Source organism: Amycolatopsis japonica, from assembly GCF_000732925.1.
Classification (GTDB): Bacteria; Actinomycetota; Actinomycetes; order Mycobacteriales; family Pseudonocardiaceae; genus Amycolatopsis; species Amycolatopsis japonica.
In genome coordinates, this window is record NZ_CP008953.1 from 7,736,543 (window position 1) to 7,750,036 (window position 13,494).

Consider the following 13,494-nt stretch of genomic DNA (forward strand, 5'->3'; position numbering starts at 1 on the left):
GCACCCTCCACTCACCCGATACCGCTCGGGCGTTGAGACGCTCGGGCCGTCCGGCGGGTTCCCGTGATCAGTTACCCGCCGGAGCCTGCTGCGACTGCGTGGCGACCGAACCGGCCCTGTCGTCGATCGGCACCGTGTCGAACGTCCGGAGCACGTCCTGCGTGTTCAGCGAAGCGCCGGTGGGCAGGATCCTGACGATGGCCTCGGGCGCCGGAACCCGCTTGTTGAGCCCGATCGAATCCGCCGTCACGGCGTCAGGGACGCCATAACGGATCCCTCGATCGGAGATCAGCTGGATCGGCCCCTTGTCGAAGGTCTCCTTGCCGGTCGCCGACTGGACGACGGCCGCGAGACCCGGCTCCATGTAGAAGCTGTTGATCGGCGCGCCGACCGGGCCGGGGGTACCGATCTTGACGCCGGGCGCGGATCCGTCGGCGTTCCTGCCCTTCGGCAGCTTGTCGTCGACGAACACCGCCGTGTGCCCGTCCCGAGTGGCTCCGTCGCCCGCGATGGACCAGCTCAAGCAGGAGACCCGGGAACCCTGGGTCGCGTTGAGCACCGTCGGCACGGTCTGCGGGTAGGCGTCGAGCTCGACGACCTGGGAGACCCGCGTGAGGTTGCGGATCTTGCCCAGCGGCACGGACATGACCGACGTGCTGCCGTCGTTCTTCCCGGTCTGCACGATGTCGGCGACCGCCGGCGAGATGGCCTGGATCCCTTCCTTCGTGATGAGGTAGAAGTCCTTCCGCCCTTCGGCCTGCTCCGTCGAGAAGACGTCGCCGACCTTCATGTCCTCGATCTCGTAGTTGGGCCTCTCACCCTTACCCGGGACGTCCGGGAGCTTCAGCTCCGGCACTTCGGGGATCGCGTCCAGCAGGCCCTGCGAGATACCGCGGGGCTGGTCGGACAGCTTCAGCGCGGAACGGACGGCGTTCGCGTCGGGCTTGATCTCGGCCTTGACGGCGTTCGCGTTCCGGGCGTTGGGATCCGGCGTCTGCCGGTAGATCAGGTACTCACGGCCGTTGGCGCCCTTGGCCAGCAACGCCTCGTTCTGACCGAGTTCGCGGTTCCCGAGCTGCTTCACACCCGCGTAGACGGTCGTCTCCGTCTTCGAGAGATCCGGCTGGGGTACCGACGGGTCGTACATGACCTCGTCGCAGACGCCCCATTCCGGGGAGACGCGCTGCGTGTCCGTCGGCATCAGTTGCGGGCCGTTGGGAATGCCCATGAGCTGGCCGCGGGGAATGCTCTTCAGCTGTTCGTCCGAAACGACTGTGGGGTTCTTCACTTCGGAGGCCTGCGCGGGCCCGGAAGGCTTGCTCCCCGCCTGCTGCGCCCCTTGTTTCGACTGCGCGATGATCAGCAGCCGCGCGGAGGCGAGGTTGAAGGTCGGAATCAGTTTCTTCGGGTTCCCGGCGACGACGTACACCGTTCCGGACTGTTCGCCGATGACGATGTTGCCCGCGTCCGGCACGGAGGGCTTCGGGCTCAGCAGACCCCAGATGACGAAGACCAGGACGCCCAGCGCGGCCAGCACGACACCCACGATGGTGGCCCGCGTGTGCGTGCGCATCGGGTCGTGGAGCATGACGGCGTCGCGACGGACCAGCGCCGATTGCATCCGTCGCAGAACGAACTGATAAGCCTGAACTTGAGACTTAGTAGTCGGTGTTGATGGCATTCTCGACCTACAGTCCTCCCCGTCGCGGTACGGTTCCGCAGGATAGCCGTACGGGGACCGTCTGGTGTGGGGTTTCTACCAACTCCAGCTAGTGTCAAGTTCCTCGGGACCGGCTTTCCGGGTACGCAGCAAGCACGAGGGGAAGAGAAAGCGCGGATGTCCGTCACCACTCCTCCACGTCCGCCCGGCCCTCCGGGGTCTCAACCTCCTGGTCGTCCGCCGGGGCCGCCGCCAAGGCCCGGCAGACCGGGTGGTCCGGGCGGCCCGGCCGGAGGCCCGGGAGGTCCCGGTGTTCCTCGCGGTCCCGGTGGCCCAGGCGGCCCGGGAGGTCCTGGCGGCCCGCAGGGTCCCGGCGGCCCCGGTGGTCCGGGAGGCCCCAAGGGACCCGGCGGACCTGGCGGCCCGGGAGGCCCCGGTGGGCCAGGCGGCCCGGGCGGTCCTCCGTCCGGCGGCCCCGGCCCGCAGTCCGGCCCCCCGCCCACTCCGGCGGTGCGGATCGCCGCGCCCGCGCGGCGCCGGACCGGCGGGATCAACCTCGGCCCGCTGCCCGTGGCGAACCTGGTAGTGCTCGAACTCGGGCTCGCGATCGGTCTCGTCCTCCTCGCGATCGACATGAAGCTGAAGTACGTCGCGATCGGCGTGCTCGGGTTCGCGATCATCGTGGCGTTCCTGCGCTGGGGCGGCCGCTGGTTCACCCAATGGGCTGGACTCACGATGCGGTACATGTTCCGTTCGCACGATCGGGTGGCGAATCCGCTTCCGCCGAGCAGCATCGAATCGCTCGCCGCCGAAGAGGACGCCGTCACCGGCCCGGACGACGCCCGCGTGAACCTGCTTCGCCTCGCCGTTCCCGATCTCGTCGTCGCGCACGGCGTGGACCACGAACGCCAGCAGGTCGGCATCGCCTGGAACGACGGCACGTGGACCGCGGTCCTGCTCGTCGAACCCGCGCCCGCGCTGATCACCCAGGCTGGTGGCGCGCCTAGCCTGCCGCTGTCCGCGCTCGCGCCGTGCCTCGAAGACCGCGGCGTGGTCCTCGACTCGATCCAGATGATCTGGCACTGCTACCCGGGCAGTGCCGCGCTTCCGTCGGACTCGCCCGCCCTCAGCTCCTACATGGAGGTGCTCGGCCCGCTCCCCGCGGCGGCGCGGCGGACGACGTGGGTCGCCATCCGGCTCGACCCGCGCCGGTGCCCGGCCGCCATCCGCGAACGTGGCGGCGGCGTCGTCGGTGCGCACCGCGCGCTGATCGGCGCGCTGTCGCGGGTGCGCAACGCCTTGGAATCGCAGGGCGTGCCGACCCGGCCGCTCGACCCGGACGAGTTGCTGCGGTCCAGCATTTCGGCCGCGGAACTGACCGCGGTCGCCGGCTCGCAGGGGAAGGTCGGTCTGCAGGAACGCTGGACCGGGGTCACCGCGGCCGGCATCGGGCACGCGAGCTACGCGATCACCAGCTGGCCGAAGGGCAAGATCAGCGGCAGCCTGAACGCTTTGACCAGTGTCCGCGCGCTGTCGGCGACGGTGGCGATGTCGATCTCGCCATCTGCGGACGAGGGCAAGATCGGCCTGCGCGGAATCGTTCGCCTGAGCGCGCGGAACCCGCGTGAACTGGACGCGGCCGACCAGCGGCTGCAGGGCATCTCGGACCGGCTGGGTGTGACGCTGACGCCGCTGCGCGGCCTGCAGATCTCCGGGTTCTCCGCGACTTTGCCGATCGGAGGCACGGCATGAGCACCCGCATGCGCGACGCAGGCCAGAGCGCCGGTGTCGCCCCGGAATTCACCGTCGACCCGGCGATGCTCGACGCGATCAGCCCCTCCGGTGACCGCGGCGGGATCGTCCTCGGCTCCGGGCTCAAGGGTGAGCCGCTGACGATCTCCGCGCTGCGCTCGACGCCGACTCGGATCGTGCTGGTCGGTGGCCTCTACCTGGCTCGCCAGGTGGCGTTGCGCGCGATGGCGGTCGGGGCGTGGGTCGTCGTGGCGACCGGACGTCCGGCCGCGTGGCAGGTGCTCCCCCAAGCCGCGGGGAATCAGCCCAACGGCAGGCCTTCGCCGCTGGTGCAGATCCGGCGGCTGTCGCCGGTGGATCTCCCGCGTCCGTCCGAGGACGCGCCGCTGCTGGTGGTGACCGACGGCGGCCCGACCCCGCAGGATCTGTTCCCGCCGCGATCGCCGTGGCAGACGACGGTGTACGTGCTGCCGTACCTGCACCCGCAGGCCGGGGCGACCGCGAACGCGGCCGACCTGGTGCTGATGCAGCGGCTCCCGCCGGGCCAGGCCGAACTGGCGGCCCGCATCTGGCGGCTCCCGCCCCAGATGATGAAGCAGCTCACGACGTTGAAGGACGACCAGGTCGTCGCGCTGGGCCGCAACCTGTGGCGTCCGCTTCGCCTGGTCACCACCGCGAAAGAGCAGCAGATCCTGGGCCCGGTCCGGCGAGGCGACTAACCCGCGCCCCGCGTCGACTTTTGCGGGCTAATCGCGCTCCACGGGGGCACTGTCCATTTCGGACGGTGCCCCCTTTGCGTGCCGCCGCGTCGCGTTTTGCCCCCTAAACGCGATCCGGGGCGCGGGGTTTGCCAGTCAAGATGCAATCGCGCCGGCTGTGGATAAGCCGGGGGTTGTGGATAAGTCGCCCTGAAATGGCATCGACGGCCACAGGTTGTCGGTCTTGTCGGTCACCGTGTCGACATGACCAGACCCTTCGATTCATCTCATCTCCCCGATGTCTTCCGCGGCTCTGAAGCGCGCAAGGCGGGTCTCATCACGGCCAGCCAGCTACGCGGCTCGAGCGTCCGACGGCTGTTTCAGGACGTCTACACGCGCGCCGGCGTCGAGGTCACCCACGAGCTGCGATGCCGAGGCGCCGCACTGCTGGCCCCTCCGGAAGCAGTCCTGACCGGGCGATCTGCCGCGACCGTTCACGGCGTCGAGCTGGCCAACCCCAGCGACCCCGTCGAGATGATCGTGCCGGAGAAGAACCGCTTCGGCCCGATCGTCGGTATCAAGGTTCGGCGAACCGAGGTCAAACCCGAAGAATCGAGACCGTGGAACGGCATTCGCATCGCACGGAAACGCCGAATAGCTCTGGATCTCCTGCTTCGGCTTTCTCCGCGCAAATCCAGCTGGACGCGCCGGCTCCGTATCGGCGTCCCCGATCTGGACCAGTTCATGAGAGCGAACAACCTGACCGATCTGCACCTCAACGGTGAGTTCTACGGTCGCCGCAATAGAGGAATCCGCTTGGCCAGACATGCTTTACGCCTGTCCGATCCTCGTGCGGAATCGCATCCGGAATCGGAGCTCCGCATCGTGCTCGCAGCCGGTGGTATCACGGCGACGCCCCAGGTCGAGGTCAGGTCCCGAACCGGCCGTTTCCTCGCTCGTCTCGACCTCGCGGACGAGAAGTTCCGGGTCGCCATCGAGTACGACGGCCGATGGCACAACACCCCGAAGGAACAAGCCTATGACCGCAAACGCCGAAGACGCGTGGAGGCCGAGGGATGGCGATTCGTCATCGCCACCGCGGAAGACCTGGCGAACGACTTCAAAGGCATCGTGGACGCCGTCTGGCAGGCCCGCCGCGGCGCGTTTAGCCCGCGAAAGGCGCCGCGTCCGGATCAGGAGGGGGTGCGCATGGCGCGCGTTTGATCGGCACGCGCCGCGAGTTCGGCGTCTGGCGGGTAGTCGACGGCCATCAACGTCAGGCCATGTGCGGGAGCGACTGCGCTGTCGCGCGTCCGGCTCTCCAAAACGTCACCCGGCCAATCGAGCGGACGTCTGCCGTCACCGACCAAGAGCAGCGCCCCCACCAGACTGCGCACCATCGAATGGCAGAACGCATCGGCGGAGACCTCGACCTCGACCGCGTGCGGCCCGGTCCGCCGCCACACGAGCCGCTGCAGCTCGCGAATGGTCGTCCCGCCTTCACGCTGCTTGCAGAACGCGGCGAAGTCCTGGAGCCCCAAGAGAGCCGCCGACGCCTCATTCATCGCGTCGACGGAAAGCGGCCGCCCCCAGGCCAAGGTGTCGTGACGCCGCAACGGATCCACGCCCCACGGCGCGTCCGAAACGCGGTACAGATAGTGGCGCCGCACTGCCGAGAACCGCGCGTCGAATCCGGGTGCCGCCACCCGGGCATCCAGCACCCGCACGTCACCCGGCAGGTACCGATTCCAGCGGTGCCGCATCCGCCCCAGGTCAGGGATGCCCTGCTCGTCCAGTTCCAGACGACCGGATCGCGTTTTGCCCGCTAAAGGCGACGCGTCGACGTGGACCACCTGGCCCGCAGCGTGCACACCGGCGTCGGTGCGGCCGGCGACGACGACGGACTTCGGGACCGAGGCCCCTGGGGGCTGCTTCGCGAGCGCCTCTTCGAGGACTCCCTGCACCGTGCGCCGTCCGGGCTGCCGCGCCCAGCCGGAGAAATCGGTGCCGTCGTAGGAGACGTCCAAACGCAGACGAACGAGCCCGCCCTCCGCAGTGGGAGTGGCGGGCTCGTCCGGGGTGTTCGGTGCCGTCAGGACGTCAGTCCTTCTTGCTGTCCGCGTCCGCGGCGGGGGCCTCAGCGGCCTCGTCGGCGGCGGGAGCCTCGGTGGCCTCCGGAGCCTCGGTGGCGGCCGTGTCGGCAGCCTCAGTGGCCTCGGTGGTCTCCTCGGCGGCCGGAGCGGCAGCCTTCGGCTCGTCCTTGGCGAACTTCGTCTTGCGCGCGGCCTCGGCCTCGGCGGTGACGGTCTTCTCGGCCACCAGCTCGATGACGGCCATGGGGGCGTTGTCGCCCTTGCGCGCCATCGTCTTGGTGATCCGGGTGTAGCCACCCGGACGCTCCGCGAAGAACGGACCGATCTCGGCGATCAGCTTGTGCACGACGTCCTTGTCGCGCACGATGCGCTGGATCTGACGACGGTTGTGCAGGTCGCCCCGCTTCGCCTTCGTGATCAGCTTCTCGGCCAGCGGGCGCACCCGCCGGGCCTTCGCCTCGGTCGTCGTGATCTTGCCGTGCTCGAACAGCTGGGTGGCCAGGTTGGCCAGGATCAGCCGTTCGTGCGCGGGCGACCCGCCGAGACGGGGTCCCTTTGTGGGGGTGGGCATCGGTTCTCCTCGTTCAGCTCACAGCTGAAGGCCGGCGCTCCCCCACCCGACCGGTGAGGGAGCCGTAGCTGGCCTTACAGCTGCTCCGTCTCTGCGTAGTCCTGGCCATCGTCGTGGCCGTTGTCCGAAATTCCGTCCGTGATGCTGTCGACGCCCTCGGACCAGCCTTCACCGTCGTAGCTGGCCGCGGCCGCGGTCGGGTCGAACCCGGGCGGGCTGTCCTTCAGCGCGAGGCCGAGACCGACGAGCTTGAGCTTGACCTCGTCGATCGACTTCGCACCGAAGTTGCGGATGTCCAGCAGGTCGGCCTCGCTGCGCGAGACCAGTTCGCCGACGGTGTGGATGCCCTCGCGCTTGAGGCAGTTGTACGACCGGACGGTGAGGTCCAGGTCCTCGATCGGCATCGCGTAGGCGGCAATGGTGTCCGCCTCCTGCGGCGACGGGCCGATCTCGATGCCTTCGGCGTCGACGTTCAGCTCGCGCGCGAGACCGAACAGCTCCACCAGCGTCTTACCGGCCGACGCGACAGCGTCCCGCGGCGTGATCGACGGCTTCGTCTCCACGTCCAGGATCAGCTTGTCGAAGTCGGTGCGCTGCTCGACACGGGTCGCCTCGACCTTGTAGGTCACCTTCAGCACCGGGGAGTAGATGGAGTCGACCGGGATCCGGCCGATCTCCGCGCCCGCCTGCTTGTTCTGCAGGGCCGGAACGTAACCGCGGCCGCGCTCGACGACGAGCTCGATCTCGAGCTTGCCCTTGCCGTTCAGCGACGCGATGTGCAGATCCGGGTTGTGCACGGTGACACCGGCCGGGGGCACGATGTCGGCGGCGGTGACCTCACCGGGGCCCTGCTTGCGCAGGTACATGGTGACCGGCTCGTCCTCTTCCGAGGAGACCACGAGCTCCTTGAGGTTCAGGATGATGTCGGTGACGTCTTCCTTCACCCCGGGAACGGTGGTGAACTCGTGCAGCACGCCGTCGATGCGGATGCTCGTCACGGCCGCGCCCGGAATGGACGACAGCAGCGTGCGCCGCAGCGAGTTGCCGAGCGTGTAGCCGAAGCCGGGCTCCAGCGGTTCGATGGTGAACCGGGAGCGGGTCTCGTTGACCGTCTCTTCGCCGAGAGCCGGTCGCTGGGAAATCAGCATCTTTCCTAGTTCCTTTCCAAACGGCGCCCGCCATATGACACCGAAAGGGATGGCGAAGCGGCGGCGCACTCCGGGCGCCGCCGCCCGTGCCCACATCGGGCCGGGGAAACCCCGGCCCGATGATGGATCACTTCGAGTAGAGCTCGACGATCAGCTGTTCCTGGACCGGAACATCGATCTGAGCGCGCTCCGGGAGCTGGTGGACCAGCACACGGAGGTTGGACGGAACGACCTGGAGCCACGCGGGAACGGGACGCTCGCCGAACGACTCCTTGGCCGCGACGAAGGGCAGCATCGCGAACGACTTCGGCCGCACGTCGATGATGTCCCACTTCGTGACCTGGTAGGACGGGACGTTGACCTTGACGCCGTTGACCAGGAAGTGGCCGTGGCTCACCAGCTGACGCGCCTGACGGCGGGTGCGGGCGATGCCGGCGCGGTAGATCACGTTGTCCAGACGGGACTCGAGGATCTGCAGCAGGTTCTCACCGGTCTTACCGGGACGCCGGACGGCTTCCTTGTAGTACCGGACGAACTGACGCTCGAGAACGCCGTAGGTGTAGCGAGCCTTCTGCTTCTCCTGCGACTGCAGGAGGTACTCGGACTCCTTGATGCGCCCGCGGCCGTGCTGGCCCGGCGGGTAGGGGCGACGCTCGAAAGCCTGGTCGCCGCCGATGAGGTCAACCTTGAGGCGACGCGAAATACGCGTCGCGGGGCCGGTGTAACGAGCCATTTCTTCTTACTCCTCCCCGTTCCTCAGACCCGGCGCCGCTTGGGCGGGCGGCAGCCGTTGTGAGGCTGCGGGGTCACGTCCTGGATGGTGCCGACCTCGAGGCCGGCCGCCTGCAGCGAGCGGATCGCCGTCTCGCGACCCGAACCCGGGCCCTTCACGAAGACGTCGACCTTCTTCATGCCGTGCTCGGCAGCCTTGCGGGCGGCGTTCTCGGCGGCCATCTGCGCGGCGAACGGGGTGGACTTACGCGAGCCCTTGAAGCCCACGTGACCACTCGACGCCCACGCGATCACGGCACCGGTCGGGTCCGTGATCGAGACGATGGTGTTGTTGAAGGTGCTCTTGATGTGCGCGTGACCGTGCGCGACATTCTTCTTTTCCTTACGGCGGACCTTCTTGGCCCCCGCCGCAGTACGAGACTTCGGTGGCATGTTCTGAGGGTTCTCCTGTTAGCGCGCGTTCTCTTGGTGAGCGGCGACCGCTTCGGCCTGTCCGCGCCGGATGATCGAACCGGCGTCGGTGTACAGGTTGCGGAGCGCCATCGGGCGGGCGTAAAGCGCCTTGGGCGAGACACAAGCCGAGCCGCGGCGGTGGACGCCGCCCATACGCACGACCTTCTTGCCCTGGACGCTCACTTCTTGCCAGCCTTCTTCTTGCCGGCGACCGTCTTCTTCGGACCCTTACGGGTGCGGGCGTTCGTCTTGGTGCGCTGACCACGGACGGGAAGTCCGCGACGCCAGCGAAGGCCCTCGTAGCACCCGATCTCGATCTTCCGACGGATGTCGGCGTTCACCTCACGGCGAAGGTCACCCTCGACCTTGAAGTTCTCCTCGATGTAGACCCGCAGCTTGGCGAGGTCGTCATCGCTCAGATCCTTGACGCGAGTGTCCGCGTTGAGCTCGGCAGCCGCGATGAGCTGCTTCGAGCGGGTACGGCCGATGCCGTAGATGTAGGTCAGCGCGATCTCCAACCGCTTTTCGCGGGGGAGGTCTACGCCAGCGAGTCGTGCCATTGGCGTTGATGCTCCTTCATAGAATTCATCTCCAGGTCTGCTCCCCGTCCGGTCCCGGGACCGACTCGCCTGTCGTGCCCTTGGCTTGCGCTTCGGGTGTCCCGGCCCCGGCCTGAAGTCCGGGGGTGAACCGGGCCGTTCACACGGCCCGGCAGGTGCGGGGAGATTGTGTAGCCGTCAATCCACTCTGTACGAGTGCGAGTGATCAGCCCTGCCGCTGCTTGTGCCGCAGGTTCTCGCAGATCACCATGATCCGGCCGTGACGGCGGATCACCTTGCACTTGTCGCAGATCTTCTTGACGCTCGGCTGGACCTTCACGTCTCCTGCTCTCCTGCTTGTGCTAACTCGTCGTGATCACTTGTAGCGGTAGACGATGCGACCACGAGACAAGTCGTAGGGCGAGAGCTCCACGACAACCCTGTCCTCGGGCAGGATGCGGATGTAGTGCTGCCGCATCTTGCCGCTGATGTGTGCAAGGACCTTGTGGCCGTTCTCCAACTCGACGCGGAACATCGCGTTGGGGAGCGGCTCGACTACGCGGCCTTCGACCTCGATGGCCCCGTCTTTCTTGCCCATGTCCTCCGCATTTCCTGTCGCTACGCTGTGTTATCAGTCAGAGCTTGAGTGCTTGGCTGGGTGGTGCATCGGCACACTCCTACCCGGCTCCAATGTCCGTTCGCGAGAATTCACGAGCGCGCAGGATCCGGGCGCGATGAGTACACCGACTTGACAGTGTACGCAACCCGTGTCGTGAGCCCCAAACGGGGGGTGACTGTGTTACGTGACCCCTGAGCCCGCCGGATGCGACCTCTCCATCGTACGCCCGCGCCGACCTGCGTTTCGCGGGCTAATCGCGCTCCGATGGAGGCTGGACCTGGCGCGCTCGGCGGCCGAGGTGCACCCGATGGGGGTAGCTGGCATGGGCCCCAACGGCGGGCGCAGGCGTTGCGCCGACCGGCGGGCCGACGTGCGTTTCGCGGGCTAATCGCGCTCCCGGACTTCCGTTCGCCTTTCGCGGGCTAATCGCGATCCCGGCACGCACCTGCGTTTCGCGGGCTAAACGCGCTCCGGCGGGAGCAGGGGCAGGTCAGGCGTCTTCGGGGGCGGTCAGCACCCACGGGCCGTCATCGGTGATGGCGACCGTGTGCTCCCAGTGCGAGGCCCGCGAGCCGTCCGCGGTCACGACGGTCCACCCGTCCTCGAGCTCGACGGTCTCCCCGCCGCCGCCCGTCAGCATGGGCTCGATCGCGAGCGCCATACCGGTCTTGAGCCGCGGGCCCTTGCCCGGTTTGCCCAGGTTCGGCAGAAACGGGTCCATGTGCATCTGGCGCCCGATACCGTGACCGCCGTACTCGACGATCATCCCGTACTCGATGCCGTCTTCCCGGCCGGCCTTCTCGGCCGCGGTCTGCACCGCGTGTGAGATGTCCGTGAGCCTGCCGCCGGACGACACCGCGGCGATCCCGGCCCACATCGCCGCCTCGGTGGCGGCCGAGAGCGCGAGATCCGCCTTCGACACCTCACCGATCGCGAGAGTGACCGCGGAGTCGCCGTGCCAGCCGTCGAGGATGGCGCCACAGTCCACCGAGATGATGTCGCCGTCGTTCAGGACCTGCGTCTTCGACGGGATGCCGTGGACGATCTGCTCGTTCACCGAAGCGCAGATCGACGCCGGGAAGCCGTGGTAGCCCTTGAACGAGGGCACCGCGCCGGCGTCGCGGATCGTCTGCTCGGCGAGCTCGTCGAGGTCGGCCGTGGTCACCCCCGGCTTGGCGATCTCGCGCACCGCGGTGAGGGTGCGCCAGACCACCAGACCGGCGGCCCGCATCGCCTGGAGCTCGCCAGGGGTCTTGATTTCGATCATGCGCCCACGACGAAGCCGTTGCAGTACACGCAGTCCTCCGAGATTCACGTGCGGTCGCGCAGCGCTTCCAGCACGCGGGCGGAGATCTCGTCGACCGAGCCGACGCCGTCGACCGTGACCAGGATGTCCGCGTAGTACTCGAGCAGCGGAGCCGTCTCGGACACGTAGATCTGCTGACGGCGACGGATGACCTCTTCGGTGTCGTCCGAACGGCCGCGGGACAGCAGCCGATCGACGACGACGTCTTCCGAGACCTGGAGCTGGATGACCGCGTTGAGCTTGGTGTCGACCTCGCCGAGGATCTCGCCGAGGACGTCGGCCTGCTTCGTGTTCCGGGGGAACCCGTCGAGCAGGAAACCGACCTTGGCGTCGGGTTCGGCGAGACGCTCACGCACCATCTCGTTCGTGACCGAGTCGGGCACGAGTTCACCGGAGTCCAGGTAGCGCTTGGCTTCCTGGCCCAGCGGCGTCTGCTCGCCCACGTGGGCGCGGAACAGGTCGCCGGTCGAGATGTGCGGGATCCGGAGCTTCTCCGACAGTGCTACCGCCTGAGTACCTTTGCCCGCGCCAGGAGGGCCAACGAGAACCAGGCGCGTCACTTCAAGAACCCTTCGTAGTTACGTTGCATCAGCTGGCTTTCGATCTGCTTCACGGTGTCGAGACCGACACCGACCATGATCAGCACAGCCGTGCCACCGAACGGGAAGTTCTGGTTGTTCCCGCTGCCGGTGACGGACAGGAAGAAGTTCGGAAGGATCGCGATGATGCCCAGGTACAGCGAGCCCGGCAGGGTGATGCGGCCGAGGACGTAGCTGAGGTACTCCGCGGTGGGACGGCCCGGACGGATGCCCGGGATGAAGCCACCGAACTTCTTCATTTCTTCCGCACGCTCGTCCACGTTGAACGTGATCGTGATGTAGAAGTACGTGAAGAAGATGATCAACGCGAAGTACAGCAGGACGTGCGCCCAGCTGGACTGGTTGACGATGTAGTTCTGGATGAAGACCTGCCAGCCCGCGTTGCTGTTGGCGTCGCCGACGAGGCGGCTGATCAGGTCCGGCAGGTAGAGCAGCGACGAGGCGAAGATGACCGGGATGACACCGGCCTGGTTCACCTTGATCGGCAGGTACGTCGAGGTCCCGCCGTACATGCGGCGGCCGATCATGCGCTTGGCGTACTGCACCGGGATCCGGCGCTGGCCCTGCTCGACGAAGATGACGCTGGCGATGATCACCAGGCCGAACACGCAGATCAAGGCGAAGACGACGCCACCCGCGCTGCTGAGGATGTTGCCACCCTCGATCGGGATCCGGGCCGCGATGTTCAGGAAGATGAGGACGGACATGCCGTTGCCGACGCCGCGCTCGGTGATCAGCTCACCCAGCCACATCATGACGGCGGTACCGGCGGTCATCGTGATGACGATGATGGCCAGCGTGTAGACGCTGTTGTCCGGGATGATCGCGGTGTCGCACTGCGGGAAGAGCTGCTTGCGGTCGGCGAGCGCCACCACACCGGTCGCCTGCAGGACCGCGAGGGCGATCGTCAGGTACCGGGTGTACTGGGTCAGCTTGCCCTGGCCGGCCTGGCCTTCCTTCTTCAGTTCCTCGAACCGCGGGATGACCACGGTGAGGAGCTGGACGATGATGCTCGCCGTGATGTACGGCATGATGCCGGTCGAGAACAGCGACAGCTGCAGCAGTGCACCGCCACTGAACAGGTTCAGCAGCTGATAGACGCCCTCCTGCGACCCGGTCTCCGTACATTGCTGCACGGCGGAATACGAGATACCCGGGGCCGGAATGGTGGCACCGATTCGGTAGACCGCGACGATGGCTAGCGTGAACAGGATCTTCTTACGTAGATCCGGCGTCGCTAGAGCCGAGCGGAAGGCGCTGAGCACGCGGGGAACCTCCTCGGCGTCGTCGGCTGTCTTACCGACGATCGGCTTGGCCGGCCTGG

Annotated in this window: 16 protein-coding genes; 3 read left to right on the forward strand and 13 right to left on the reverse strand. The window is 67.5% G+C overall.

What is annotated here, in order from left to right; translation table 11 throughout:
- Positions 1-67 precede the first annotated feature (67 nt).
- A complete protein-coding gene (gene eccB, locus AJAP_RS35665; protein WP_073847319.1) occupies positions 68-1,681 on the reverse strand; it encodes a type VII secretion protein EccB in 1,614 nt (537 codons plus the stop codon).
- 549 nt (positions 1,682-2,230) lie between these two features.
- On the opposite strand from eccB, the gene eccE reads away from it, so the two are divergent.
- From eccE to AJAP_RS35685, 3 genes are all read left to right on the forward strand, one after another.
- Positions 2,231-3,412 carry a type VII secretion protein EccE gene (gene eccE, locus AJAP_RS35675; RefSeq protein WP_038524491.1) on the forward strand — a complete coding sequence of 394 codons (1,182 nt, stop codon included), beginning with the start codon at positions 2,231-2,233 and terminating at the stop codon, positions 3,410-3,412.
- Entirely contained in the window at positions 3,409-4,131 is a 723-nt protein-coding gene (locus tag AJAP_RS35680; RefSeq protein ID WP_007031058.1) for a hypothetical protein, read from the forward strand. The genes eccE and AJAP_RS35680 overlap by 4 nt, the downstream gene beginning before the upstream one ends.
- A 243-nt stretch (positions 4,132-4,374) precedes the next feature.
- Positions 4,375-5,334, forward strand: a complete 960-nt coding sequence (locus tag AJAP_RS35685) for an endonuclease domain-containing protein (RefSeq protein WP_038519811.1) — start codon at positions 4,375-4,377, stop codon at positions 5,332-5,334.
- Here AJAP_RS35685 and truA read toward each other — a convergent pair.
- The 12 genes from truA to secY all read right to left on the reverse strand — a co-directional run bounded on the left by truA (position 5,304) and on the right by secY (position 13,435).
- A complete protein-coding gene (truA, locus tag AJAP_RS35690) occupies positions 5,304-6,137 on the reverse strand; it encodes a tRNA pseudouridine(38-40) synthase TruA (RefSeq protein ID WP_084098436.1) in 834 nt (277 codons plus the stop codon). The genes AJAP_RS35685 and truA overlap by 31 nt on opposite strands.
- A gap of 73 nt (positions 6,138-6,210) precedes the next feature.
- Positions 6,211-6,774 (reverse strand): 50S ribosomal protein L17, encoded by a 564-nt coding sequence (gene rplQ, locus AJAP_RS35695; protein WP_038519813.1) that lies wholly within the window; start codon positions 6,772-6,774, stop codon positions 6,211-6,213.
- A 74-nt stretch (positions 6,775-6,848) separates the two neighbouring features.
- Positions 6,849-7,922: a DNA-directed RNA polymerase subunit alpha gene (locus AJAP_RS35700; RefSeq protein ID WP_005166811.1), complete on the reverse strand. Its 1,074-nt coding sequence runs from the start codon at positions 7,920-7,922 to the stop codon at positions 6,849-6,851.
- 127 nt (positions 7,923-8,049) lie between these two features.
- Positions 8,050-8,655, reverse strand: a complete 606-nt coding sequence (rpsD, locus tag AJAP_RS35705; RefSeq protein WP_007031054.1) for a 30S ribosomal protein S4 — start codon at positions 8,653-8,655, stop codon at positions 8,050-8,052.
- Between the two features lie 23 nt (positions 8,656-8,678).
- A complete protein-coding gene (gene rpsK / locus AJAP_RS35710) occupies positions 8,679-9,086 on the reverse strand; it encodes a 30S ribosomal protein S11 (RefSeq protein ID WP_004558885.1) in 408 nt (135 codons plus the stop codon).
- Positions 9,087-9,104: 18 nt separating this feature from the next.
- Positions 9,105-9,290 carry a hypothetical protein gene (locus AJAP_RS35715; RefSeq protein ID WP_005166807.1) on the reverse strand — a complete coding sequence of 62 codons (186 nt, stop codon included), beginning with the start codon at positions 9,288-9,290 and terminating at the stop codon, positions 9,105-9,107.
- A complete protein-coding gene (rpsM, locus tag AJAP_RS35720) occupies positions 9,287-9,667 on the reverse strand; it encodes a 30S ribosomal protein S13 (protein WP_005166805.1) in 381 nt (126 codons plus the stop codon). The genes AJAP_RS35715 and rpsM overlap by 4 nt, the downstream gene beginning before the upstream one ends.
- Positions 9,668-9,872: 205 nt before the next feature.
- Positions 9,873-9,986: a 50S ribosomal protein L36 gene (gene rpmJ, locus AJAP_RS35725; protein WP_004558882.1), complete on the reverse strand. Its 114-nt coding sequence runs from the start codon at positions 9,984-9,986 to the stop codon at positions 9,873-9,875.
- Positions 9,987-10,022: 36 nt separating this feature from the next.
- The gene (gene infA / locus AJAP_RS35730; protein WP_005166804.1) at positions 10,023-10,244 is read right to left on the reverse strand and encodes a translation initiation factor IF-1; all 222 of its coding nucleotides are present in this window, start codon (positions 10,242-10,244) and stop codon (positions 10,023-10,025) included.
- A 511-nt stretch (positions 10,245-10,755) separates the two neighbouring features.
- On the reverse strand, positions 10,756-11,532 hold the full coding sequence (gene map, locus AJAP_RS35735) for a type I methionyl aminopeptidase (protein ID WP_038519818.1): 777 nt from the start codon (positions 11,530-11,532) through the stop codon (positions 10,756-10,758).
- 44 nt (positions 11,533-11,576) lie between these two features.
- Entirely contained in the window at positions 11,577-12,131 is a 555-nt protein-coding gene (locus AJAP_RS35740) for an adenylate kinase (protein WP_038519820.1), read from the reverse strand.
- The gene (secY, locus tag AJAP_RS35745) at positions 12,128-13,435 is read right to left on the reverse strand and encodes a preprotein translocase subunit SecY (protein WP_007031051.1); all 1,308 of its coding nucleotides are present in this window, start codon (positions 13,433-13,435) and stop codon (positions 12,128-12,130) included. Before secY ends, AJAP_RS35740 begins: the two co-directional genes overlap by 4 nt.
- Positions 13,436-13,494: the final 59 nt, after the last annotated feature.